Origin of the sequence: Nocardiopsis xinjiangensis YIM 90004 (assembly GCF_000341145.1) — a bacterium.
Lineage (GTDB): Bacteria > Actinomycetota > Actinomycetes > Streptosporangiales > Streptosporangiaceae > Nocardiopsis > Nocardiopsis xinjiangensis.
The window spans coordinates 1-23,998 of sequence record NZ_ANBE01000029.1 but is presented as its reverse complement, the minus strand read 5'-3'; the positions used below and the strand labels follow the sequence as shown (position 1 = coordinate 23,998).

Genomic DNA, 23,998 nt, shown 5'->3' with positions numbered 1-23,998 from the left:
GCGCCGGTCCTGGGCGGTCGGCCACCCCAGCAGTAGAGCCAGGTGTGCCGCACCCGTCCGCGGCCGGGCGGGGCAGGCGACGGGGGCGGACGGGCCGGCGCTCATCGGCGTGCGTTTCCGCCGTCGGATCCGGTCAGACGGTTCACCGAGGCGTCCACGTCCACCGCGTTCCGGGGCTGGTTGTAGGGCAGTTTGGACAGGGCCATCGCCATACCGCACGTGTTGGTCACCGCGGCGAAGGTCAGTCCGGCACCGATGAAGGCCGCAACCCACACCGTCGGCTGCCAAACCAGGCTCGCCAGTACCGACAGCAGGACGATGCTGCCGGCCACCAGGCGCACTTGGCGCTCCAGGGCCCAGCGCTCCCTACCGCGCACCACCGGGGCACCGTCTGCCTCCCAGGCGTTCATCCCCCCGGCCATGACGGTGGCATGGGTGGACCCGGCCTCGGCGAGCCGGTCGCGGAACTGCTCGGCGCGCGGGCCGGCCTGGCAGACCAGAACCATGGGCCCGCGTGCGTCTGCGGCGAGGCGCTCCAGGTGCGGTTCGGCCCGGCCCAGGGGCAGGTTCACCGACCCATCGATGTGGGAGCTCTCGTACTCGGCGGGTGTGCGCACGTCGACCACGAGGGTGCCGGGGTCGCGCTCGAGGAGGGCGCGCACGGAGGGGACATCGGTGCTGCTGTGGGTCATGAGGAACTCCGGTTTCGAGAGAATCGGTCGGATGGGGACGTGCGCGGGAACAAGGTACTCCCGGGAGTATGTAAAGCGCGCACGTCCCCGCGGATCATGGTGCGTGCGAGGTTCAGGAGGTCGACATCCGGTAGGCCTGGTAGCCGCCGACGAGGTCCGAGACCTGGGCGTGGCCCCGTGCGCGCAGGTGGCTGGCGGCAACGCTGGAGCGGTAACCGCCCGCGCAGTGCACCACCACCGGGCGGTCGGCGGGCAGTTCCCCACCGCGTTCGGGCAGGTGCGCCAGCGGGATGTGCACCGCGCCCTCGATCACACCGCCCTCGCGCTCGGCCGAGCTGCGGACGTCCACGACCACGGGGGCCTCCTCGCTCTCGAGGAGGCGGGCCAGGTCGGCGGCCCCCACCCGCGGTGCCCGGGTGACCTCGCCGGGGACAGAGGCCATGGCGGCCTCCGGGTGCTCCAGGTACCCTGCGACCGTGTCCAGCCCCACCCGGGCCAGACGCATCACGGTCTCCTGTTCCTGTCCCGTGGCGGCCACGACCAGGATCGTGCTCCCGGGCTCGACCATCATTCCGGAGGTCTCGGCGAACCGGCCGTCGGTTCCCACGTTCAGGGCCCCGCGCAGGTGCCCGGCGGAGAAGGACTGGTGGTCACGGGCGTCCACGACCACCGCGCCCTCGGAGCGCAGGCGCAGGAACTCCTCCAGTGCCAACGGCTTCGCGAGCCCCTCGACGTCGACCGGATCGCGCCGCTGCCGGTTGCGGGCGGCATCGTAGGAGAAATAGGCCGGGATCGCTTCCTGCCCCTCCCGGACCAGCTCCACGAATTCCGCCTCGCTCATCGGCTGGACCGCGTAGTTGGTGCGTCTCTGGTCGCCGATCGTGGACTGCCGCTCGGTGGAGATGTTCTTGCCGCACGCCGAGCCCGCGCCGTGTCCGGGGAAGAGCCGTGTGGGGTCGGGCAGGGTCATGAGCTTGTTGTGTACCGAGTCGTAGAGCTTCGGTGCGAGTTCGTCCGGTGTGTGCCCGAAGGAGGCGGCCAGGTCGGGGCGTCCCACGTCGCCGATGAAGAGGGCATCTCCGGTCAGGACCCCGTAGGGCACCGTGTCACCCGCGCGTTCGTACACCACGAGGCTGATGGACTCAGGGGTGTGGCCGGGCGTGTGCAGGACCTCCAGCTCGACCTCGCCCAGTCCGATGCGCTCGCCTTCGGCCAACCCTCGGAAACCGAACTCCGCCTCGGCCGTCTCGCCGTACCCGATCCAGGCCCCGGTGCGCTCGGCGATCTCGAAGTGGCCGGAGATGAAGTCCGCGTGCAGGTGGGTGTTGACCACTCCCACGACGTCGAGGCCTCGGGAACGGGCATCGTCGAGGTACTCGTCCACGTCGATGCGCGGGTCGACCACGACCGCCTTCCCGGTGGTCTCGTCGCCGATGAGATAGGAGGCCTGGGAGAGGCAGTCGAGGTAGTACTGGGTGAGGATCACTCTTGTGCTCCTTCGTCGTTGTTCGAAACCCGGGGCAGACGCCCCGAGGTACCCCAAGGGGTATCTGGATGCTACAGGTGCCCCCGGGGGTATCCCGGAAACAGAAAAAAGCCCGAGGCCGGTCGGCCCCGGGTGGTCAGGCCAAGGCGAGGAAGAGTTTCTCCAGTTCCTGGTCGGTCATCCCGGGGTCCTCACCGCGCTCACGCGCGGCGTTGCAGTGGCGCAGGCCACTGGAAACGATCTTGAACCCGGCCCGGTCCAGAGCGCGCGAGACCGCAGCGAGCTGCTGCAACACCTCCGTGCAGTCCTCGCCCTGCTCCATCATGTCGATCACCCCGGACAGCTGCCCCTGTGCGCGGCGCAGGCGGGGGAGAGCGTCGCCGACCATCTCCGGCTTGAGTTCCATCTGTCATCACCTCGTCTCGTTCAGCATACCCCCACCTGTATATATTCCGGCTCCGGTGTACTGTCGGCCACCTGGGTGCGGCCGACAGCACGGACGCCCCGGCCACGCCGACCTCCCGGCCGACGACAGCGGGCACCCGGGTGGCCTGCCACGGGCCGCCGACCGGGCTGTCAGAGCGTGGGCAGGTACCGCTGCAGTTCGTACGGGGTCACCTGGCGACGGTAGGAGGTCCACTCCGCCTTCTTGTTGCGCAGGAAGAAGTCGAAGACGTGCTCGCCCAGGGTCTCGGCGAGCAGCTCGCTGTTCTCCATGATGCGCAGCGCCTCGTCCAGGCTCTGCGGCAGCGGGCGGATTCCCAGCGCGCGCCGTTCGGCGTCGGTCAGGGCCCATACGTCGTCCTCGGCGCCCGGGGGCAGCTCGTAGCCCTCCTCGATGCCCTTGAGGCCAGCGGCCAGAATCACCGCATAGGCGAGGTAGGGGTTGCAGGAGGAGTCCAGGGAGCGGATCTCGATCCGGCTCGAGTTGGACTTGCCCGGCTTGTACATGGGCACCCGCACCAGCGCGGAGCGGTTGTTGTGCCCCCAGCAGATGTAGGCGGGTGCCTCCCCGCCCGCGCCGGCCGATGCGGCCGGGTCGTCCCACAAACGCTTGTAGGAGTTCACCCACTGGTTGGTCACGGCCGTGATCTCGTCGGCGTGCCGCAGCAGGCCCGCGATGAATCCCCGGCCGACCTTGGACAGCTGGTACTCGGCCCCGGGCTCGTAGAAGGCGTTGCGGTCGCCTTCGAACAGCGACAAGTGGGTATGCATGCCCGACCCCGGGAACTCGGTGAAGGGCTTGGGCATGAAGGTGGCGTAGACACCCTGCTCCATCGCCACCTCCTTCATCACGAGCCGGAAGGTCATGATGTTGTCGGCGGTGGTGAGCGCGTCGGCGTAACGCAGGTCGATCTCCTGCTGCCCCGGCCCGGCCTCGTGGTGGCTGAACTCCACCGAGATGCCCATCGCCTCGAGCATGTTGATGGCGTTGCGCCGGAAGTCGTGTGCGCTGTTGTGCGGCGTGTGGTCGAAGTAGCCGCCCAGGTCGTTGGGCTCGGGGAACTCCCCGTGCTCGGGCATCTTCTTGAGCAGGTAGAACTCGATCTCGGGGTGGGTGTAGAACGTGAAACCGAGGTCGGAGGCCCTACCGAGCTGGCGTTTGAGCACGTGGCGCGGGTCGGCGGGCGAGGGAGAGCCGTCGGGCATCAGGATGTCGCAGTACATGCGCGCGGTCCCGTGCGGCTCGTCGCGCCAGGGCAAGGGCTGAAAGGTCGAGGGATCGGGCTGGGCGAGCATGTCCGCCTCGTAGACGCGCGCGAACCCCTCGATGGCCGAACCGTCGAAGCCGATGCCCTCGGAGAAGGCGGCCTCCAGCTCGGCGGGCGCGATCGCCACGGACTTGAGGTACCCGAGCACGTCGGTGAACCACAGCCGCACGAACCGGATGTCGCGCTCCTCCAGTGTGCGGAGCACGAATTCCTGCTGTCGATTCACGTTCAACCTTCCTCGATGCCGGTCGGTCCGGGTGGCTGGTCCACGGGCGTGCGGGCCGGCCGGACCTCGTGTCCCATCGCCAGTCTGCCGTGTGGATATTTCCGCCGGGTTTCCGGACCCGCGAGTCCGTCCTGCCGGATCCGTGGCTTCTTCGCACACGGGATGGCCTGCGGTAAGGGTGCCTCACTCGCACCGCGCGGGGCGAATCGCCACGGCCGGCATCGAAGCGACGCGGGCACTTCCGGCCTACCGGGCCCTACGGAAGAGGGTGTAGTCGCTGCCGTCGGAGAACACGGTGCTCTCCACCCGCCGGAACGCCTGCGGTGCGAAGCCGTGCTCGAAGAGCGGCCGTCCCGAGCCCGCCACCACGGGATAACGCTTGAGCAGGAGCTCGTCGATCTCGGGCAGCAGCACGCCGGCGATGGTGGGTCCGCCCACCAGGCAGATGCCGATCCCACCCTCCTCCTGCTTGAGTTCGCGCACCGTGGTGAGCGGGTCGGAGGCCACGACGGTCACGTTCGGGTCGACGTCGTAGCGCAGGGAGCGCGAGAAGACGTACTCGCGCATGTGCCCGTAGGGGCTGCTCACACCTGCGTCGAGACCGACCTGGTAGGAGCCCCGGCCCTGGACCATCGTGTCGAAGTTGCGGTTGGGCGCGTCGATGCCGAAGCGGGAGCGAAGATGTGAGGGCACCAGCTCGGGCCAGCTGCGCATCAGGTGGTCGCCGGTCTCGGGGCTCTCCGGGAAGAAGTCGAACGCGCCGTCGGGCGCGCAGACGAACCCGTCCAGGGTGAGGGCCACGAAGTAGGTCAGGGTGCGCACTGTGCCTCCAGGGGGTCGGTGGTCGACCGTCGCAGCATGCCATGTCCGGACCGCGCACGGGGGCGGCCGGGGTCGCCCGAAAGCGGCCGAATGCGAACAAAGAGCTTCAGGGCGGTGGCGGGGGAGCAACACTTCTGGCGGAGGTGCGTGTCACCGGAGGTGTTTGTTCGCGCACCCATAGTTGTCTGGTCCTGTTCGGAGTGCTGAGACAGGAGGCGCAGGATGGCTCGGATCGCGCGGAGGAACTGGAGCCCGGTGGCCGGCTGGGTCGGAGCGGGCGCGACGGGGCTCCTGGTGGCGGTCTCGGCCCCGGCGGTGGCCGCACCCGACGAGCGCGAGGGCCCCGGCAGCAACGAAACGCCTTCGGTGGGGATCTCGCTCGACGGGGTCGAGGAGGCGACCGGGCCGGGGGAGGAGGTCACGTTCGATATCACCGTGGCCAACGGCGAGGACAGGCCGGTGGAAGGGGCGGTCCTGGCTCAGCACGTACCCGAGGGTATGGAGCTCGTGTCCGCGGGGAGCGAGGGCGTGATCGAGCAGAACATCGCCAACTGGGTGGTGGACGTACCAGCGGGCGAGGACGTCGAGTACACCGTGACGGCACGCCTGGACGAGGAGGTACGCCCCGGAAGGCAGCTGGGCAGCACCGCGTGCCTGCTGTTGGAGCGCGAGGCCGAGCCCGCCGCGTGCACGACCGAGAACCTCGCGGTGGCGGGGGAGGGCCGGGGCGTCGGCCTCGCGGCTGTGGCCGATGGCGAGAACATGCTGCGCGTGGCGGGGGCGGTCCTCGTCGTCCTGCTGCTGTGGGTGTTCTGGCGCCGCCGGGGGATGCTGCTGGAGCGTTAGGATCTGTGCTCTGACGGGCCTTCGGTCCTGGGGTGCGAAAGGCCCCTCGCCCACGCTGTGAGCTCCCCTTCGGATGCGTTTCTGCTCTGCCGGGCGGTTCCTGCGGCTACTACGTGTCGTAGTACTCTGGGCGTATGAGCATCCTCGCATCCTTCCTCCTCTTCCTGCACATGATCGGACTGGCGGGCATCCTCGCCGGTGTCCTCATGCAGCTGATGACCGACAACGCGAAATCGGTCAAGGTCCTGCTGCACAGCTCCCTGCTGCAGTTCGTCAGCGGCCTCCTGCTCGTGGGCGTCCAGGAGATGGGCGACCTCGCCGACGTCAACCACATGAAGATCGGCATCAAGCTCGCCATCGCTCTGGCGGTGGTGGTCGTCGCTTTCCTCAACAAGCGCAACCCGGTCACGAAGCTCGCCGCGGCCGCCGGTGTGCTCGGTGTCCTCAACATCGGTATCGCCGTCTTCTGGTGACATCCGCCCGCGCGGTGCCCGCACACCGCGTCCTTCTCCCGACGGGGGTGGCACGGACCCGCAGGTCCGTGCCACCCCCGTTTTTCTTGCGTGGGCTTGCGTGGATTTCCACGCGTGTTCCCCCGTTCACAGAGGCACATCGGTCTGTTATCTTCGTCACTCGCGCGCAAATGCTTGCAAATTATGCAAGGAAACGACGTCGAGGGTGGTACCGCCCCCGGCGCCCATCTCCCGAAGGAGCGCACGATGAGAACCCTCCGGATCGGCGCGATCGCCGGAGCACTGGTCCTCGGGGCCGGGCTGACGGCGGTCTCGGGCCCCTCCGCCCCGAGCGAGGCCCGACCCACCTCGCAACCGCAGGCCCCGCAGCTACAGCAGACCCCCGAGGACGGCACCCTCGTCCACCTCTTCCAATGGTCCTGGGACGCCGTCGCCGACGAGTGCGAGAGTTTCCTCGGCCCCGAAGGCTTCACCGGGGTCCAGGTCTCCCCGCCCCAGGAACACGTCGTCGTCGAGTACGACGAGGGCGCCGAATACCCCTGGTGGCAGGATTACCAACCCGTCTCCTACCAGCTGGACAACACCCGGCGCGGCACCGTCGAGGACTTCCAGGGCATGGTCGACACGTGCGCCGACAACGGCGTGCGCATCTACGTCGACGCCGTGATCAACCACATGACCGGGCCCGAGGCCGGCGCCGGCAGCAACGGCACCGAATGGAGCAAGTACGAGTACCCCGACTTGCACGGGGACGGCGAGTACGGCTACAGCCGGGAGAACGACTTCGGCCCCTGCTTCGACGAGATCACCGACTGGAACGACCGGCAGCAGGTCCAGGAGTGCGAGCTCCTCGGGCTGTCGGACCTGGACACCGGCAGCGCCTACGTCCAGGACCGCCTCGTGCAGTACCTCAACGGCCTCGTCGGCATGGGCGTGGGCGGGTTCCGCGTCGACGCCACCAAACACGTGCAGGTCGAACACATCGACGCCGTCTTCTCCCAGCTCGACGACGTCCCCGGAGGGGGAGGCCGGCCGCACGTCTACCACGAGGTCATCGGCGACGGCACCATCCCCTACACCGACTACACCGACCACGGGCAGATCACGAACTTCGACTACCACCGGGACCTGTCCAACCGGTTCGCCGACGGCTCCATCGCCGACCTCACCGAGATGCCCGACCACGGCGGCCTGACCTCGGACGAGGCCGTGGTCTTCGTCGACAACCACGACACCCAGCGCTCCGAGCCGATCCTGACCCATCAGGACGGTGAGCGCTACTACCTGGCCACCGCGTTCATGCTCGCCCACCCCTACGGCACACCCAAGGTGATGTCGGGTTACGACTTCGGCGGCAACGAAGCCCAGGGGCCGCCCAGCACCGGCGTGGAAGAGGGCAACCCGGCCGGGGCGATCACCGAGCACGCCGACTGCGACGGCTCTTCGGGGTGGACCTGCGACCACCGCCACGAGGCGGTCGCCGGGATGGCGGCCTTCCGCACCGCCACGGCCGGTACCGGGCTGGAAGAGCGGGCCCGCGACGGCGAGTCCCGAGTGGCCTTCGACCGCGGTAAGGAGGGCTTCGCGGCCTTCAACGCGAACGGTTCCGAATGGGAGCTCGACGCCGAGACCTCCCTGTCCGACGGCGAGTACCCCAACGCCGCGGGACCGGGCACCGTCACCGTCTCCGGCGGACAGGTGCAGGCCACCGTGCCCGCGGACGGCGCCGTGGCCCTGCACACCGGCGATCGGGTGTCCTGACCGCGGAGACCGGGTCCGTCCCCGTCTCCGACGGGACCGCCCCCGCATCGGTGGCGCCCCCGCACACGCGGGGCGCCACCCCACCGCCGGTCCGCGGCCGCCGGGGCTCAGTCGTCGTAGAAGACACGCTCCATCACCGCACGCGCCCGCCGCGTCGAACGCAGATACTCGTCGGTGAGCTGCTCCGAGGGCCCCTCGCTCCCGGCCACCCCGTGCTCGAGCTCCTCCCTGTCCTCGTCGCCGTCGTCGGAACCGAAACCCATCGCCTCGGCCAACGCCCCGCGTACCCGCAGGTCCGAGGGCAGCGAGTCCCCGCTGCGGCCCCGCACCAGCATGACCATGCCGCGTACCCGCGAGGCCAGACGCCAGGCGTGTTCGAGCACCACACCGTCGTCGGCCGCGATCATCCCGTGCGCGACCAGCCGGTCCAGCGCCTCCAACGTCCGCGTCGTGCGCAGGTCCGGGTGGTCACGGGCGTGCCGGAGCTGCAGGAGCTGGACCACCCACTCCACGTCGGAGAGCCCGCCGCGTCCCAGCTTCGTGTGCAGGGTCGGATCGGCCCCGCGCGGGAGCCGTTCGGCCTCCATCCGTGCCTTGAGCTTGCGGATCTCCAACACCGCCGACTGCTCCGGGCCGCCGTCGGGGTAACGGATCGGGTCCACCAACTTCAGGAAGTCCGCCCCCAGCTCCCGGTCGCCCGCGATGGGGCGGGCCCGCAGCAGCGCCTGGCTCTCCCACACCTGCGACCAGCGACGGTAATAGGCCGTGTACGAATCCAGGGTCCGTACCATCGGACCGCTGCGGCCCTCCGGACGCAGGTCGGTATCGATCTTCAGCGGTGGCTCGGCGGCAGGCATCTCCAACAACCGCGCCAGCTCGCGTACGATCGCCATCGCCTGTTTGGACGCCGACCCCGTCTCCACCCCCGGGAGCGGGTCGTGCACGTACATCACGTCGGCGTCGCTGGCGTAGGTGAGCTCCTGCCCACCGAAGCGACCCATCGCCACCACGCACACGCGGGTGAGTTCCTGGCCCCCGTCGGCCTCCACCACACGGGACCACGCCACCCTCAGGGCCGCGTCCACGGTGACCTGGGCGATGTCGGTCAGGGCCGAACCGACCTCGGTCACCGAGGACATCCCCAACAGGTCGGCCGCGGCCGTACGCAGCAGTTCACGGCGGCGCAGGGCCCGCACCGCCGACACCGACTCCTCGTCCGTGTGGTAACGGCGCAGCGCCGCGTCGGCCTCGGCCGTGAGCACCTCGGTTGTGCGGCGCACCAGGTCATCGTCGTCGTCGAACAGCGCTACCGCGTCGGGAGCCCGCAACAGCAGCTCGGTCACGTACCGGCTCGTGCCCAGGAGCCACGCCATCCGTTCGGCCACCCGCACATCGTCGCGCAGCAGGCGCAGGTACCACGGGGTCGTGCCCAGGGCATCGCTGACCTGGCGAAAACCCAACAGCCCCGAGTCGGGATCGGGGGAGTCGGCGAACCAACCCAGCATCACCGGCAACAAGGTCCGCTGGATCGACGCCCGCCGCGACAGACCCGTGGTCAACGCCTCCAAGTGGCGCAACGCCCCCGCCGGATCGGCGAAACCCAGGGCCTCCAACCGAGCCCGGGCCTGGCCGGGGGTCAGGCGCGCCTCCTCCCCGGGCAGCTGCGCGACCGCGTTGAGCAGCGGACGGTAGAAGAGCTTCTCGTGCAGACGCCGCACCTTCGCCGACACCTGTTTGCGCGCTTCGGTCAACTCCGTGACCGGGTTCGCGCTGTACCCCAGAGCCCGGCCCAGGCGCCGTAGCTGCGCGGGCCCCTCCTGCGCGCGCGGGTCGGGCATCAGGTGCGTACGCCGCAGCCGGTCCAACTGCAACACGTGCTCGGCCCGGCGCAGGAACCGGTACGCCTCTGCCAACCCGGCCGCGTCCTGGCGCCCCACGTACCCGTGCTCCGACAACGCTGTGAGCGCCTCGAGGGTGTTGGCCGAACGCAGCCGCTCGTCGGCTCTGCCGTGCACGAGTTGGAGCAGCTGCACCGAGAACTCGATGTCGCGCAGGCCGCCCGGCCCCAGTTTCAACTCGCGCTCGCCCTGGCCGGCGGGGATGTGCGCGACCACGCGCCGCCGCATGGCCTGCACGTCCTCCACGAAGTCCTTGCGCGCCGAGGCCTCCCACACCATGGGGCTGATCGCCTCCATGTAGGAGCGGCCCAGGTCGGGGTCGCCGGCGATCGGACGGGCCTTGAGCAGCGCCTGGAACTCCCACGTCTTGGCCCAACGCTCGTAGTAGGCAAGGTGTCCCGACAACGGACGCACCAAGGGGCCGTTGCGCCCCTCCGGACGCAGCGCCGGGTCGACCTCCCACAGGGTTCCCTCGGAGCCGGTCGCCGACGGCACCCGCATCATCTCGGTGGCCAGGCGCGTCGCGGCCGCCAACGCCACACTCTCGGCCACGGGCTCACCCTCGGAGTCCTGAGCGGGCTCGGCCACGAAGACCACGTCCACGTCGCTGACGTAATTGAGCTCGCGTCCCCCGCACTTGCCCATGGCGATGACCGCGAGACGGCACAGCGCCGCGTCGGCGGGATGGCCGGCCCGGGCCACGGCCAGGGAGGCCTCCAACAGCGCGGCGGCCAGGGCGGCCAGTTCCGCGGAGGCCTCCTCCACAGCCGCCGCGCCCGTCAGATCGCGCCCGGACAGGCGCAGCACGCGGCGCCGGTAGGCCACACGCAACGTGTGCTCGAGGTCTTGGCTGGAGCCGTCCTCGAACTCGGCGGCGGTCGGCGCGGGCACGTCGGGGTCGGCCCCGACGGTGTGCAGGAACCCGCGCCGTACCTCCTCGGGGGCGGGCGAGCGCGCCGCGTCCGGGCCGCGCAGCTCGCGCCAGTCACCGGGGTGGCGCACGAGGTGGTCGGTCAGGGCGCTGCTGGTGCCCATGACGTGGCACAGCCGCGCCCGCAGGTCGGGTTCCTCCCGCAAAGCCGTGAGCACCTCGTCGGGGAAGGGGTCGACCTCGAGCACGCGCAGGAGGCCCAGGAGGGCCTGGTCGGGGTCGGGGGCCGCCGCCAGGGCGTCGACGACGGCGACGTCGTCCCGGGCGTCGAGCCCGGCCTCCTCCATCAGGCCCAGGGCCCGGGGACTGTCGCTGAAACCGCGCCTGGCGAGCGTGCCTGCTGTCATGTCGGTACTTTCGTTCCTGCCCACGCGTCCACGTTAGCCGGGCCGCTCCGGGGACCCGCGCCGGACCGCGCGGCGGGACCGGGGCGGCTCCGGCATACGGTTGCGAGTGCCGAAATCCGTACAGCCAAGGGAGTGACATGTCCGTCTTCGACGTCGAGATCGGTGCCCTCAACGGCGGCCCCGCACAGCTGGACCGCCATCGCGGCACGGCCGTCCTGGTCGTCAACGTGGCCTCCAGATGCGGCCTGACCCCGCAGTACACGGCTCTGGAAGAGCTGCAGCAGCGCTACGCAGGCCGCGGCTTCACTGTCGTGGGTGTGCCGTGCAACCAGTTCATGGGCCAGGAACCCGGAACCGCCGAGGAGATCTCCACCTTCTGCTCGACCACCTACGGGGCGACCTTCCCGATGACCGAGAAGGTCGAGGTCAACGGCGACGACCGCCACCCGCTCTACACCGAGCTGGTCTCAACCGCCGACGCCGAGGGCCACAACGGTGACGTGCGCTGGAACTTCGAGAAGTTCCTCGTCGCCCCCGACGGCACGGTCGCGGCGCGTTTCGCCCCGCAGACCGAGCCCGGATCGGAGGAGGTCGTCAAGGCGATCGAGGCCGTGCTGCCCCTCTGACGAGGCCGGGGAGGGGCCAGGGCCCGGCCCCGGGGCAAGCGCTGGGGCCACTGGAGACGATCGAGGCCACCGACGGTTGCACGAACGCCGTCGATGGCCTCGGCCAGAGCCGCACGGACCGCCCGGATCAGATGTCGTAGTAGAGCTCGAACTCACGCGGGTGCGGGCGCAGACGCAGGGAGTCGATCTCCTCGGTGCGCTTGTAGTCGATGTAGGTCTCGATGAGGTCCTTGGTGAAGACACCGCCCTCGAGCAGGAACTCGTGGTCGGCCTCCAGGGCGTTCAGGGCCTCGTCCAGCGATGCGGGCACCGTCTTGACGGCCTTGGCCTCCTGCGGCGGCAGCTCGTAGAGGTCCTTGTCCATCGGCTCCGGCGGCTCGATCTTGTTCCTGATGCCGTCGATGCCGGCCATGAGCATGGCGGAGAAGGCCAGGTAGGGGTTGGCCGACGGGTCCGGAACACGGAACTCGATGCGCTTGGCCTTGGGGTTGGCCCCGGTCAGCGGCAGGCGGATGCAGGCCGAGCGGTTGCGCTGGCTGTAGACCAGGTTGATCGGGGCCTCGTAACCCGGCACCAGGCGGTGGAAGGAGTTCACCGTGGGGTTGGTGAAGGCCAGCAGCGTCGGGGCGTGCTTGAGCAGACCGCCGATGTAGTGGCGGGCCATGTCGGAGAGCTGGCCGTAGCCGGACTCGTCGAAGAACAGCGGCTCGCCGTCCTTCCACAGGCTCTGGTGGCAGTGCATGCCGGAGCCGTTGTCGCCGAAGAGCGGTTTGGGCATGAACGTGGCGGTCTTGCCGGCCTCGTTCGCGACGTTCTTGACGATGTACTTGTACAGCTGGATGCGGTCGGCGTGGTGGAGCAGGGTGCCGAACTTGATGCCGATCTCGGCCTGGCCCGCGGTGCCGACCTCGTGGTGCTGGAGTTCGACCTCCATGCCCGAGTCGATGAGGCTGCGGACCATGTCCGAGCGCAGGTCGCTGTAGTGGTCGACCGGCTCGACGGGGAAGTACCCGCCCTTGTAACGGGGACGGTAACCGCGGTTGCCGCCCTGGATGGTGGAACCGGTGTTCCAGGCGCCCTCGATCGAGTCGATCTCGTAGTAACCGGTGTTGGCGCGGGTCTCGAATTTGACGTCGTCGAAGATGTAGAACTCGGCCTCGGCACCGAAGAAGGCGGTGTCGGCCACACCCGAGCCGCGCAGGTACGCCTCGGCCTTGCGGGCGATGTTGCGCGGGTCACGGCTGTAGGAGTCCAGTGTGATCGGGTCGTGCACGAAGAACGTCATGTTCAGCGTCTTGTGCTTGCGGAAGGGGTCCAGGACACCCGTACTCAGATCGGGGAGCAGGAGCATGTCGGACTCGTGGATGGCCTGGAATCCGCGGATCGAGGAACCGTCGAACATCTGGCCCTCGGTGAACGTGGACGAGTCGACGTTCTCGACGGGCAGGGTCACGTGGTTCACGCCACCGAACAGGTCCGTGAACCGGACGTCGAGAAACTTGACGTCCTCCTTCTGGATGTAGGCGAGAACCTCGCCGACGTTGCTGAACAAAACGGAACCTCCGTGCAGGTAGCTGAGACGGTGGAGCCGGGTCCGCTCCATCGCGGACGTCCTCGGATCGCATCCGTCTCCCGGCTTCGTATCCGAAGCTAGGAGGGCGCGGTTTCCACTCCATGTCTCGATTGTTTCTCGCATGTTACGGACTCCGCTGTCCCGGAACTCACCTGCACGGATCCTGTGGTTGCCCTTCCACGCGGGCGGATCGGTGTGTTTCCGAGTTCTTCGGTGTGGCATGCGCCATGCCCTTTTCGAGGGGGTTTCCTCTCCCTCTGCTCACCCCGGCGCGGGCGGCCGCGGCCTGCCGATAACGTGAGGAACATGAGCGACGAGAGCCGGTCGGGCGCCGCGGCCGCCGACCCCGATGACGACTTCCTGTACCGGGGCAACCGCCTCGGTCTTCCGGAGAGCGGCCCCGGCTCCGTGCCCGGCGTGATGCGGCGGCTCGTGGGCCTGGCGCTGGACTGGATCCTCGCCACCCTCGTCGTCATGGGCGCCATCAACGTGGGCCTCATCGGCCAGGAGCTCGCTCTCGCCGCTGACCGGGGCGGTGAACCCGAGGCCCTGGCGCTGACCAACTTCACCACGCTCTCCACTCTCGTGGTCTTCGCGGCCGTGAACATCTTGTTGCTCACACTCTTCGGTACCTCGGTGGGCCGCCGCCTCGCCGGTGTGGGCATCACCGCCACCGGGGAGCGTTCCTGGCCCTGGTTCGTCTCCATGACCGTACGCACTCTGCTGCTGTGCCTGGTCATTCCCGCGGTCGTCTACGACCGCGACACCCGGGGCCTGCACGATCGTGCCGCAGGCACTGTCACCACGCGCTTCTGAGGACCGGAAGCAACCTCACGGGGGTGTTCCGGGACGGTCACGATCGTCACCGAGGGCGTGCGTTCTGGAGCCCACCTGCTGTTAGCATCCGTTCATCACATCTCCCTGGGGCCTCGTCGATCCCACGGACGCGATGCCCCCGATCCCCCTCTCCCCAGGCATTGCACCGTCGAAAGTTCCTCTCCTCATGGCTGGAAAACGTTCCGCCCGCCTCTCCTCCGGCTCCTCCGGAGCTCTGGACGCCGTCCGAATGTCGCCCGGGCAGTGGGTCGCCACTGCCGTCACAGTGCTCGCGATCATCGCGAGTCTGGGCGCCTACGGCTGGTACGCCTCCCTGTGGGGCAACATCAGCACCGCCCAGGTCGACACCGATCAGTGGGACCGTCCCAACAACGTGGAGGGGGTCAAGAACATCCTCGTCCTCGGCTCGGACGTGCGCTCGGGGGAGAACGCCGAATACGGCGAGGCCGAGGGGGAGCGCCCCGACACCATGCTCATCGCCAGTGTCAACATCGACAGCGGTGCGGCCACTCTGGTGAACCTGCCCCGCGACCTGCTCGTGGACCTGCCCGCATGCGACCCCGCCGAGGGATATGAGGGTATGGACGCCCAAAGCGGCATGTTCAACTCCGCGATGACCTTCGGCGGCGTCGGATGCCAGTGGAAGGCGGTCGAGCACGTCACCGGCGTGCACCTGGACCACTTCCTCATGATGGACTTCGTCGGGTTCATCGACATGGTCGACGCCATCGGCGGGGTGGAGATGTGTATCCCCGAAGCCATCGATGACCCCAAGGCCCACCTGGAACTCGAGGCCGGTGAACAGACCCTGGACGGTGAGGACTCCCTCGGGTTCGTGCGGTCGCGTTACGCCCAGGGCGACGGCAGTGACCTGTCGCGTATCGAACGCCAGCAGGAGTTCATGGGCGCGATGCTGCGCGAGGTCCTCGACAGCGAGGTCATGACCAGCCCCCCGACCATCACCAACTTCATCGGCGCGGTCACCGATTCCATCACCACCGACGAGGACCTCAGCGCCGACAACATGAGCGAGATCGCCATGGCCATGCGCGAGGTCGACCTCGACCGCGTCCAGTTCGTGACGGTGCCCAACGGTGCCCACCCGGCGGACGAGAACCGCATCATCCTCGATGAGCAGCCCGCCGCGGAGCTCTTCGAGAGGATCAACGAGGGCGCCGACATGACCGGCTCCGGCGGGAGCGAGGAAGCTCCCGAGGACGGCACTGAGGGTCCCGAACCCTCCGACATCAGCCTCGATGTGCTCAACAACACCGACATCGAGGGGCTGGCCTCCGAGGTCGATGCGGTCCTGGCCGAGGCCGGCTACGACGTCGCCTCCACCGGCAACCCCCAGGAGCGTCTCCCCGAGGCCACGACCGTCTACCACACCCCCGGCGACGAGGCCTCCGCCGAGCTGCTCGCCGACTACATCGGCCAGGCCCAGACCGAGGAGGCCGAAGGCCTGGACCAGACGCTGGAACTGGTCATCGGTGCCGACTGGCAAGGCATCGCCGGCAACGGGGACGGCTCCGATGCCGACGGCGCGATCGCCGAGGAACTCGACGGCGCGACCGCAGAGGAGGAAGGCGAGAACGCGTGCTGATCCAGGGTCAGTACTCTGGCCGACGGTGATCTGACAGGGAACGACCGGGTCCGGTACCATCCGGCCCCATACGTCCGCCGGTGTCCGCGGGCGCTCTTCCCCTCCCAGGGCGGTCCTCTCCCCAAGCCCCACAGCGAATCGCAGGTGTCCCTCTTGGCTCAAGGAAAGAAAACGGCCCTCAGACGCGGCATGTCTTTTGGGCAGTGGGCGGCGGTCGGTGCCACGGGTGTGGTGATCGCGGGCAGCCTCGCCGCCTACGCGGCGGTCGGCGATGCGCTCAGTTACGAGACGGAGTCGATCGAGCCGGACGCCTGGGGCGACCGGCCCGCCAGCGTCGACGGCACCCACAACATCCTGGTGCTGGGTACGGACGAGCGCGCCGGTGACGACGCCTCCTACAACGACGCGAACGGCATCCGCCCCGATGTGCTGATGATCGCCAGCATCGACGTCGACAACGGCGGTGCGACCATGGTCAACCTTCCGCGTGATCTCGTCGTGGACCTGCCCGCGTGCGAGGGCAACGGTGAGGAGTACGCGGGTTCCGCGGGCGGCGAGGACCAACTCAACCACGCGATGCGCTACGGCGGACTGGACTGCCAGGGCAACGCCGTGGAGAGCGTCACCGGTGTCCACCTCGACCACATGCTCTCCATCGACTTCGCCGGTTTCAAGAACATGGTGGACAGCGTCGGCGGCGTCGAGATGTGTGTGCCCGAGCCGATCGACGACCCCAAGGCCCACCTGCAGCTGGAGGCGGGGGAGCAGCGCCTGGACGGCTCCGAGGCCCTGGGGCTGGCCCGTTCGCGTGCCAGTACCGAATACGGCAGTGACCTGGGCCGGATCGAGAACCAGCAGCGGATGATCGGCGCGATCCTGCGCGAGGTCCAGAGCGGTGAGATCCTCACCAAGCCCGACATTCTGCGTGACTTCCTGGACTCCGTCACCGACAGCATGGTCACCGACCAGGGCTTCACGTTGGACGTGATGATGGAGTTGGCCGGGGCCATGCGGGAGGTGGACCTGGAGAACATGCACATGGTCACCGTCCCGGTCAAGGACGACCCGACCGACCCGAACAAGGTCCTCTTCCAGGAGCCCGCCGCCCAGGACCTGCTCGGTGCCCTGGCAGCGGGTGAGGCCCTGCCCGGTTCCGACGACAGCGGTGACGGGGGTTCCGGCGAGGAAGGCTCCGACAGCGGTGACGGGGGCTCGGACAGCGAGGGCGGTGGTGAGGCCGAACCCGGCGACGTGTCCCTGCAGGTGCTCAACAACACCGGCCGGAACGGTCTGGCCACCGAGGTCGAGACCCTGCTCAACGCCGAGGGTTTCACGGTCACCGGCACCGGTAATCCGCAGGAGCGCGCCCCGGACGCCACCACCGTCTACCACGGGCCCGGCCAGGAGGCCGAGGCCGAGCTGGTGGCCTCCGCGCTGACCACCGCCACCACCGAAGAGGTCCCGGATCTGGAGGGCGGTCTGGAGCTCGTCATGGGCGGCGCCGACTGGGGCCCGGTCGTGGGCCTGGACGAGGGCGGATCCGGCGGCTCCGACCTCGACGAACTGGGCGGCACCACGGCCGCCGACGAAGAGGCCGTCTGCGAGTGATACCCGACCGCTCCCGAGCGCGGATCGATCCGAGGAACACGAACTGAGGGCGGCGACCTCCACGGGTCGCCGCCCTTTGTCGCGCCCGGGGTTGCGGCTTCGTGTTTATCGTTTATCGTTATTATCGAAAAACGATAGCAAGGGGTTCATGTGGCATTCCTGATGCGGCTCCGCTGGACGCGGGCGGACTCGGTGATCATGCAGGGGGTCCTGCTAGCGGTGGCTTTCCTGGTCTCCCTGTCCACGTTCGTCACGCTCGTCTGGGCGCTGTTCGCCGTTCCCTCCGGCCTGACGGGTTGGCTGAACCAGGTGCCCGCGCACCACACGCCCCACGTACCCTCGGCCGTACCCGAGGTGACCGTCCTCGCGGACGACGCCGAGATCCGGAGCAGCGAGGAGGTGGTCCTCCTCTTCCAGGATCCCGGTCTCAGGCAACGCCTCCTGCTCGCGGCGCCGGTCCTGCTGTGGAACGCGCTCGCCCTGGCCGTGGTCCTCGTGGTACTGAACCTGCTGCGGAGCCTCCGAGAGGGCGACCCCTTCGTCCCGGCCAACGTGCGCCGCGTCTACACCCTGGCGGCCCTGGTCCTGTTCGGATCGCTCTTGCTGCCGATGGTCGGGGCGTTCTGCGGCATCGCGCTCCGGCACGGGGTGGTCGAACCCAGCGAGGTGGCCCTCGTCAGCTTCACGCTGAATCCGGGCTCGGGGCCGCTGGCCGGGGTCCTGCTCTCCCTGGTCCTGGTCGCTCTCGCGGAGGTCTTCCGTAGGGGCAGCCAGATGCGTGACGACGTCGACGGGCTGGTCTGATGCCCTCGGAGGAGGCCACGGGTATCCGGGTCCACCTGGACGAGCTCCTGGCCGAACGGGGGATCACCCTCACCGAACTGGCCGCACGGGTGGGCGTCACGGTCGTCAACCTGTCCGTCCTCAAGAACGGTCGGGCCAAGGCGGTCCGTTTCTCCACACTCGCCGCGCTCTGCCGGGAGCTCGACTGCCAGCCCGGCGACCTCATCAGCCACGGACCCGGCCTCGGCACCGAGGCCGAGGGGGCGAACATCGAGCCCTGACCGAGTCCCCTCAGCAGGCCACGGCGGCACGTCAACGAAGAAGACGCGCGTCCGGAAACGACGACGGGGCCGCCGCACCGCGTGGGTGCGACGGCCCCGCCGGACTCTGTGGAAGACCGGGTGGAGAGAGGAGGTCAGCCGCTGGCCTGGTTGCCCCGCATGCCCTTGGGCATCTTGGCGCCCTTGGGCATCGGGCCCTTGGGCATCTGCGTCGAGGCGGGCAGAGCCTTGAGCCGGTAGTTCAGCTGGGCGGTCCCGGCCTTGTCCAGATTCCGCGGCAGCTTCACCAACGTCTTCTGGAGCTTGGCGACGGGTACCTGGTCCTCGCCGGTGCCGACCTTCACGTCGTAGATGGGGGTGTCGTGCGCCACGCGGGCCACACGCTTCTTCTCCCCGGCGATGAGTGGGCGCAGCCGGCCCGGGTCGCCTTCGCCGACCAGGACCACCCCGGGGCGGCCCACGACGCGGTGGACCACGTCCATCTGCTTGTTGGCGGTCACACCGGGCTCGACGGACCAGTTTCCGCGCATGTTCTGCAGGATCACCATGCCGCCGCCCATGCGTCCTTCCAGCATCTGGTACTGCACACGCTGGGCCGCGCGGGTGAAGATGATGAAACCGACCAGGAAGGCCAGGGGCAGACCGGTCAGTGGCCACAGGATCCAGGATCCGGTCCAGATGCCGATCCCGACGAAGACGGCGAAGATCAGCAACGCGACGATCACCGCGATCGGGATCGTCCGCGGGCTCTGCTGGCGGACGATCTTGGCGACCATCCCCATCTGTTTGAGGCGGCCCGGCTCCTTCTCGCCGCCCTGCGCGTTGGTCGTGTTCTCGGAACCCTTGGGCTTCTTGGCCATCGTGCTGTCAGGCGGGGTACGTCGGCCCGCGCCGACGGGAACACACGCGTTCCTGTTCCGCCTTGCCTCCTCTTTGCGGTCAACCTATGGCGCATCGGCGCCGCGTGTGGGCGCCTCCACCCCAGGATAAGTGGACGTGCCGTGGAATGCGGAACGGTGGCCCGCGGGCCACCGTTCCAGCTTGATCACGACTCGGGCGAAAGGCCCGTTATGCCTCGGTCTTGGCGTTCTCGGCCTCGTGCTTGGCCTTGGCCTGCTTGTACAGGCGGCCGGCACGGTAGGACGAGCGCACCAGCGGACCGGACATGACACCGGCGAAACCGATCTCCTCGGCCTCCTCGCCCAGTTCCACGAACTCCTCCGGCTTCACCCACCGGTCGATGGGGTGGTGGAGCTTGGACGGACGCAGGTACTGGGTGATGGTGAGCAGGTCGCAGCCGGCCTCGACGAGGTCGCGCATGGCCTCGCTGATCTCCTCGCGGGTCTCACCCATGCCCAGGATCAGGTTGGACTTGGTCACCAGGCCGTCGTTGCGGGCCTGGGTGATCACGTCCAGGGAGCGCTCGTAGCGGAACCCGGGACGGATACGGCGGAAGATCCGCGGCACCGTCTCGGTGTTGTGCGCGAGCACCTCCGGACGTGAACCGAAGACCTCGGCGAGCTGGTCGGGGTCGGCGTTGAAGTCCGGGATGAGCAGCTCGACGCCGGTGTCCGGGTTGAGCTCGTGGATCTTGCGGACGGTCTCCGCGTAGAGCCAGGCCCCGCCGTCCTCGAGGTCGTCACGGGCCACGCCGGTCACTGTGGCGTAGCGCAGTCCCATGGTCCGGACCGAGTTGGCGACCTTGGTGGGCTCCATGCGGTCCAGAGGGCTGGGCTTGCCCGTGGCGATCTGGCAGAAGTCGCAGCGGCGCGTGCACTGGTCACCGCCGATGAGGAAGGTGGCCTCGCGGTCCTCCCAGCACTCGTAGATGTTGGGGCATCCGGCCTCCTGGCAGACCGTGTTCAGGCCCTCCTTCTTGACCAAGGCCTGTAGCTCGGAGTACTCCGGGCCCATCTTCGCCTTGATCTTGATCCACGGCGGCTTCTTCTCGATGGGGGTCTCGCTGTTGCGGGCCTCCACGCGCAGCAGCTTGCGGCCCTCAGGAGCGATGGTCAACGTGAACCCGTTCCCTTCTGTGCCCCGTGACGGGGACCCTCGTGCCCCGGGTGGGGGCGGTGTCCCGGTGGGGACAGCTCATGGTGTGGTGTGTCATCCACGGGCGGTGGCGCCGGAGAGCAGTTCGGCGCCGTCGGTGTGGCTGAACCCGTCCGCGCCGAGGACGTCGGCCAGATGCCGTTCCAGGAGCGGACGCACCTCGGCGACGGTGACGTCGCGCCCCAGCTCGGCCGTCAAGGAGGTCACCCCTGCGTCGGAGATGCCGCACGGGACGATGCGGTCGAACCACGACATGTCATTGTCGCAGTTCAACGCGAGTCCGTGCATACCGACGCCGCGGGCGATCCGGCAGCCGATCGCGGCGATCTTGCGTTCGATCAGGCCGCGCTCGGGGTCGGGATCGAGCCACACCCCGGTCCGGCCCTCGGTCCGGTGCCCGGTGAGGCCGTACTCCGCGATGGTGCGGATCACCGCTTCCTCCAGGACCCGGACGTAGGCGATCACGTCCACGGGATCCGGCAGCTTGACGATGGGGTACACCGTCAGCTGTCCGGGGCCGTGCCAGGTGATCTTCCCGCCTCGATCGATGTCCACGACGGGGGCTCCGGGATCGGTGATCGGACGATCCCACCTCCCGGTGCGTTTGCCTGCCGTGTACACGGGTTCGTGCTCGAGGAACAGGACGGTATCGGCCACCTGGTCGGCGACGCGGCCCTCGTGGAGCCGCCTCTGGAGATCCCATCCCTGGTGGTACGGGACAGGGACGTCGCCCAGCCATGCGTAAACGAGATCACTCACACAACCCACCTTACGCCCCGGCAGAACGCGAGGGTCATCCCAGGATGTCGGATGGCGCACCTTGCCGAATGGGGCGTTCCGGGGAATAGCACGCACGGTCGAGGTGTTTTCGGCCGCCTCGCGCGCGGAACCCGTGACCCTCAGATCCCATGGCCCTCTGCTGCCCCACAGATTTTTTTGTCTTTTTCGGCCAAAGCCCTGCGGGGGGACCCCGGGTTCTTCTACTTTGAGTGTGGGAGATGGAACTCCGCGTCAGCGCGGAGTCACCCGGGGCCACTGGTTGTCGTTCGACCGACGTGGCCCCGCCCGCAGGCCTTTGATGATGGGGATCATCAGGGGATGGTGATTGGTGGGGTAAAAACGGGGCGGTGCCGTTCTCGGCACCGCCCCGTCCGCCGTTCCGTGGTCGCCGCGGGGGGAATGGTCAGTCCAGGCCCGGATAGGGGCGCTTGTTCCGCGCCTCCCGCAAGGACACCGCCCACCAGGACAGTTGGCCCATGAGAGCCTCCACGGCGGCCTCCGCGCCCTTCAACGGCGTCGTCGGGGCCCCGTCTGCGTCGAACATCGCTTGGGCGTCGTGGAAACTCACCGTGTCCCTGACCGTGGTCACGTGCAGTTCCGAGAAGACGGCTCGCAGCTGCTCCACCGCGCGCAGGCCTCCGGAGATCCCGCCGTAGGAGACGAAGGCGACCGGTTTGGCGAACCATTCCCGGCGTGCGGAGTCGATCGCGGCCTTGAGCGGCCCTGGGTATCCGTGGTTGTACTCGGGTGTGAGGACCACGAAGCCGTCCGCGGCCGCGACGCGTTCCGCGAAGCCGGCCAGAGGCGTTCCGTGCCCGTCCCCGGGGCCGAGATCGGTGACGTCGACGATGTCCAGGTCGACGCCTTCGTGTTCGGATGCACGATCCAGGAACCAGCGTGCCACCGCAGGTCCTGTTCGGCCGTTGCGGTTGGCGCCCAGGATCACCGCGATCCGTAGGTCGTTCATGAGTAAAGGATCCTTCGTCCTGCTGTGGGCAACGTGGCCACGTTAAGACCTCAACTTAACTTCAGGTCAATTCGGGTGGCCGTGACCGTCCTCACCTCCGGGGTACCCGCACGACGACGCGGGGCCGGGCACCGCGAACGGTGCCCGGCCCCGCGTCAGCTCGACGGGAACGGACCTACAGGCCCAGCTCGCTGTCGAAGGCGCCCTTCTCCAGGCGCTCCTTGACCGCCTGGAGGAAACGGCCGCCGTCGGCGCTGTCGATCAGGCGCTGGTCGTGGCCCAGCGACAGGTAGACCATCGACCGCACCGCGATGACCTCGCCGCCCATGGCGTCCTCGACCACGACCGGGCGCTTGACGACCGCGCCGGTGCCCAGGGCCGCCACCTGCGGCTGGTTGATGATCGGGGTGTCGAACAGCGCACCGGTGGCACCGGTCTCGGTGATGGTGAACGTGCCGCCGGTGAGCTCGTCCGGGCCCAGCGCGGCGGTGTGCGCGCGCTCGGTCAGGTCGGTGACCGTACGGGCCAGATCCATGAGGTTCTGGGAAGCAGCGTCCTTGACCACCGGGGCGAGCAGGCCGCGCTCGGTGTCGACCGACACGGCCAGGTTCTCCACATCGTGGTAGGTCACCTGCTGCTTCTCACCGTCGACGACCGCGTTGAGCTTCGGGTGCACACGCAGTGCCTCGATGGTGGCCATCGCGAAGAAGGCGAAGAAGTCCGGAGCGGAGCCGTCGCGGTCGGCGGCCTGCTTGCGCAGGTTCGCGATCCTGCTGACGTCGACCTCGACGACCTGCGTGGTGGTGGCCGCCACGCGCTGCGACTCGACCATGCGGTCGGCGATGGACTGGCGCAGACGCGAGAGCTTCTCGGTCTTGCCGCGGAGCGAGGTGTCGGCGGCGACCTTGCGCGGAGCCGACGAGGCTGCCGGGGCGGCGGTCGACTTCTGTTCCTCGGCCGCGCGCAGCACGTCCTGCTTGCGCACACGTCCGCCCACACCGCTTCCCTCGACCCGGCTCAGGTTCACACCGTGCTCGGCGGCCAGCTTGCGCACCAGCGGCGTCACGTAAGCCTCGGTGGGCGCGTCGGTACCCGAGGACTGCCCGGTACCGCTGAGCGTCCCCACGTCCACGGACGGGGCGCTCTCGGTCTCCTTCTCCTCGGACTTGCGGTCCTCGGGGGCCGGGGCGGCGGGCTCGGGCTCGCTCTTCGTCTCGGCCGCGGGCTCGCTCTTGGGCTCGGGCGTGGGCTCTGCGCGGGCCGGCGCGGGCGCCTCGGAGTCCATGGGCGGTTCGCCGCCCTCGCCGCCGATGACGGCGATCTCGGCACCGATGTCGACGGTCTCGTCCTCGTCGACGAGGATCTTGCTGAGGACGCCGGCGACCGGGGACGGGATCTCGGTGTCCACCTTGTCGGTGGAGACCTCGAGGAGCGGCTCGTCCACCTCGACGGTGTCACCCACGTTCTTCAGCCACTGGGTGACGGTTCCCTCGGTGACGCTCTCACCGAGGCCGGGCATGGAAACGGAAGTCTTGGGGCCCTCGGGGGAGCTCGAGGCGGGCTCGGGCTCCGCCGGCTGCTCGGGTTCCGGCGCGGACTCGGGCTCCGGCTCGGGCTCGGGCTCGGAAGCCTGCTCCGGCTCCGGCTCCGGCTCGCTCTCGGCGGCGGGCTCGGCCGGGGCGCCGGTCTCC

20 protein-coding genes and 1 pseudogene are annotated in these 23,998 nt (G+C 68.9%); 9 read left to right on the top strand and 12 right to left on the bottom strand.

Annotation, left to right across the window (positions count from 1 at the left end):
• Positions 1-101 precede the first annotated feature (101 nt).
• The 5 genes from D473_RS0114470 to D473_RS0114450 all read right to left on the bottom strand — a co-directional run bounded on the left by D473_RS0114470 (position 102) and on the right by D473_RS0114450 (position 4,938).
• Positions 102-692, bottom strand: coding sequence for a rhodanese-like domain-containing protein (locus D473_RS0114470; protein WP_017609780.1), 591 nt, complete (start codon positions 690-692; stop codon positions 102-104).
• A gap of 112 nt (positions 693-804) precedes the next feature.
• Complete coding sequence (locus tag D473_RS0114465; protein WP_017609779.1) at positions 805-2,178, bottom strand: MBL fold metallo-hydrolase; 1,374 nt, start codon at positions 2,176-2,178, stop codon at positions 805-807.
• A 136-nt stretch (positions 2,179-2,314) separates the two neighbouring features.
• Positions 2,315-2,584 carry a metal-sensitive transcriptional regulator gene (locus D473_RS0114460; RefSeq protein ID WP_017609778.1) on the bottom strand — a complete coding sequence of 90 codons (270 nt, stop codon included), beginning with the start codon at positions 2,582-2,584 and terminating at the stop codon, positions 2,315-2,317.
• A 170-nt stretch (positions 2,585-2,754) separates the two neighbouring features.
• Positions 2,755-4,116: a type I glutamate--ammonia ligase gene (gene glnA / locus D473_RS0114455; RefSeq protein WP_026126956.1), complete on the bottom strand. Its 1,362-nt coding sequence runs from the start codon at positions 4,114-4,116 to the stop codon at positions 2,755-2,757.
• Between the two features lie 246 nt (positions 4,117-4,362).
• Positions 4,363-4,938 carry a dihydrofolate reductase family protein gene (locus tag D473_RS0114450; protein WP_017609776.1) on the bottom strand — a complete coding sequence of 192 codons (576 nt, stop codon included), beginning with the start codon at positions 4,936-4,938 and terminating at the stop codon, positions 4,363-4,365.
• Positions 4,939-5,160: 222 nt separating this feature from the next.
• Here D473_RS0114450 and D473_RS0114445 point away from each other — a divergent pair, with 222 nt between their 5' ends.
• From D473_RS0114445 to D473_RS0114435, 3 genes and pseudogenes are all read left to right on the top strand, one after another.
• Entirely contained in the window at positions 5,161-5,784 is a 624-nt protein-coding gene (locus D473_RS0114445) for a DUF11 domain-containing protein (RefSeq protein WP_026126955.1), read from the top strand.
• 134 nt (positions 5,785-5,918) lie between these two features.
• Positions 5,919-6,257 carry a hypothetical protein gene (locus D473_RS0114440; protein ID WP_017609774.1) on the top strand — a complete coding sequence of 113 codons (339 nt, stop codon included), beginning with the start codon at positions 5,919-5,921 and terminating at the stop codon, positions 6,255-6,257.
• A 246-nt stretch (positions 6,258-6,503) separates the two neighbouring features.
• A pseudogene (locus D473_RS0114435) lies at positions 6,504-8,003 on the top strand (alpha-amylase); the annotation flags it as partial.
• A 122-nt stretch (positions 8,004-8,125) separates the two neighbouring features.
• Here the strand turns inward: D473_RS0114435 and D473_RS0114430 are convergent.
• Complete coding sequence (locus tag D473_RS0114430; RefSeq protein ID WP_017609772.1) at positions 8,126-11,194, bottom strand: bifunctional [glutamine synthetase] adenylyltransferase/[glutamine synthetase]-adenylyl-L-tyrosine phosphorylase; 3,069 nt, start codon at positions 11,192-11,194, stop codon at positions 8,126-8,128.
• Between the two features lie 137 nt (positions 11,195-11,331).
• Between D473_RS0114430 and D473_RS0114425 the strand changes: the two genes are divergently transcribed.
• Positions 11,332-11,820, top strand: coding sequence for a glutathione peroxidase (locus D473_RS0114425; protein ID WP_017609771.1), 489 nt, complete (start codon positions 11,332-11,334; stop codon positions 11,818-11,820).
• A gap of 127 nt (positions 11,821-11,947) precedes the next feature.
• Here the strand turns inward: D473_RS0114425 and glnA (D473_RS0114420) are convergent, their stop codons facing one another.
• Positions 11,948-13,372: a type I glutamate--ammonia ligase gene (gene glnA / locus D473_RS0114420; protein WP_026126954.1), complete on the bottom strand. Its 1,425-nt coding sequence runs from the start codon at positions 13,370-13,372 to the stop codon at positions 11,948-11,950.
• A gap of 327 nt (positions 13,373-13,699) precedes the next feature.
• Here glnA (D473_RS0114420) and D473_RS0114415 point away from each other — a divergent pair, with 327 nt between their 5' ends.
• From D473_RS0114415 to D473_RS0114395, 5 genes are all read left to right on the top strand, one after another.
• Positions 13,700-14,209, top strand: coding sequence for an RDD family protein (locus D473_RS0114415; protein WP_017609769.1), 510 nt, complete (start codon positions 13,700-13,702; stop codon positions 14,207-14,209).
• A 187-nt stretch (positions 14,210-14,396) separates the two neighbouring features.
• Positions 14,397-15,833, top strand: coding sequence for an LCP family protein (locus D473_RS0114410; RefSeq protein ID WP_017609768.1), 1,437 nt, complete (start codon positions 14,397-14,399; stop codon positions 15,831-15,833).
• 189 nt (positions 15,834-16,022) lie between these two features.
• Positions 16,023-17,441, top strand: coding sequence for an LCP family protein (locus D473_RS0114405; protein ID WP_017609767.1), 1,419 nt, complete (start codon positions 16,023-16,025; stop codon positions 17,439-17,441).
• Positions 17,442-17,591: 150 nt separating this feature from the next.
• The gene (locus D473_RS0114400) at positions 17,592-18,245 is read left to right on the top strand and encodes a DUF2975 domain-containing protein (protein WP_152436856.1); all 654 of its coding nucleotides are present in this window, start codon (positions 17,592-17,594) and stop codon (positions 18,243-18,245) included.
• Positions 18,245-18,505 carry a helix-turn-helix domain-containing protein gene (locus tag D473_RS0114395; protein WP_017609765.1) on the top strand — a complete coding sequence of 87 codons (261 nt, stop codon included), beginning with the start codon at positions 18,245-18,247 and terminating at the stop codon, positions 18,503-18,505. Before D473_RS0114400 ends, D473_RS0114395 begins: the two co-directional genes overlap by 1 nt.
• Before the next feature lie 134 nt (positions 18,506-18,639).
• On the opposite strand, the gene D473_RS0114390 is transcribed toward D473_RS0114395, so the two are convergent.
• The 5 genes from D473_RS0114390 to sucB all read right to left on the bottom strand — a co-directional run.
• On the bottom strand, positions 18,640-19,365 hold the full coding sequence (locus D473_RS0114390; protein ID WP_017609764.1) for a DUF4191 domain-containing protein: 726 nt from the start codon (positions 19,363-19,365) through the stop codon (positions 18,640-18,642).
• A 208-nt stretch (positions 19,366-19,573) separates the two neighbouring features.
• The gene (gene lipA / locus D473_RS0114385) at positions 19,574-20,521 is read right to left on the bottom strand and encodes a lipoyl synthase (protein ID WP_017609763.1); all 948 of its coding nucleotides are present in this window, start codon (positions 20,519-20,521) and stop codon (positions 19,574-19,576) included.
• A 93-nt stretch (positions 20,522-20,614) separates the two neighbouring features.
• Positions 20,615-21,319, bottom strand: a complete 705-nt coding sequence (gene lipB / locus D473_RS0114380; protein WP_017609762.1) for a lipoyl(octanoyl) transferase LipB — start codon at positions 21,317-21,319, stop codon at positions 20,615-20,617.
• A gap of 424 nt (positions 21,320-21,743) precedes the next feature.
• Complete coding sequence (locus D473_RS0114375; RefSeq protein WP_017609761.1) at positions 21,744-22,307, bottom strand: NADPH-dependent FMN reductase; 564 nt, start codon at positions 22,305-22,307, stop codon at positions 21,744-21,746.
• Between the two features lie 175 nt (positions 22,308-22,482).
• The coding region (sucB, locus tag D473_RS0114370) for a 2-oxoglutarate dehydrogenase, E2 component, dihydrolipoamide succinyltransferase (protein WP_017609760.1) at positions 22,483-23,998 on the bottom strand (1,516 nt) is incomplete at its 5' end.

Bases quoted from the DNA above. Each gene is read 5' to 3' on its own strand.
- D473_RS0114470 (WP_017609780.1), bottom strand. From the start codon at position 692: ATGACCCACAGCAGCACCGATGTCCCCTCCGTGCGCGCCCTCCTCGAG.
- D473_RS0114460 (WP_017609778.1), bottom strand. From the start codon at position 2,584: ATGGAACTCAAGCCGGAGATGGTCGGCGACGCTCTCCCCCGCCTGCGC.
- D473_RS0114445 (WP_026126955.1), top strand. From the start codon at position 5,161: ATGGCTCGGATCGCGCGGAGGAACTGGAGCCCGGTGGCCGGCTGGGTC.
- D473_RS0114440 (WP_017609774.1), top strand. From the start codon at position 5,919: ATGAGCATCCTCGCATCCTTCCTCCTCTTCCTGCACATGATCGGACTG.
- D473_RS0114430 (WP_017609772.1), bottom strand. From the start codon at position 11,194: ATGACAGCAGGCACGCTCGCCAGGCGCGGTTTCAGCGACAGTCCCCGG.
- D473_RS0114425 (WP_017609771.1), top strand. From the start codon at position 11,332: ATGTCCGTCTTCGACGTCGAGATCGGTGCCCTCAACGGCGGCCCCGCA.
- D473_RS0114415 (WP_017609769.1), top strand. From the start codon at position 13,700: ATGAGCGACGAGAGCCGGTCGGGCGCCGCGGCCGCCGACCCCGATGAC.
- D473_RS0114410 (WP_017609768.1), top strand. From the start codon at position 14,397: ATGGCTGGAAAACGTTCCGCCCGCCTCTCCTCCGGCTCCTCCGGAGCT.
- D473_RS0114405 (WP_017609767.1), top strand. From the start codon at position 16,023: ATGTCTTTTGGGCAGTGGGCGGCGGTCGGTGCCACGGGTGTGGTGATC.
- D473_RS0114395 (WP_017609765.1), top strand. From the start codon at position 18,245: ATGCCCTCGGAGGAGGCCACGGGTATCCGGGTCCACCTGGACGAGCTC.
- D473_RS0114390 (WP_017609764.1), bottom strand. From the start codon at position 19,365: ATGGCCAAGAAGCCCAAGGGTTCCGAGAACACGACCAACGCGCAGGGC.
- D473_RS0114375 (WP_017609761.1), bottom strand. From the start codon at position 22,307: ATGAACGACCTACGGATCGCGGTGATCCTGGGCGCCAACCGCAACGGC.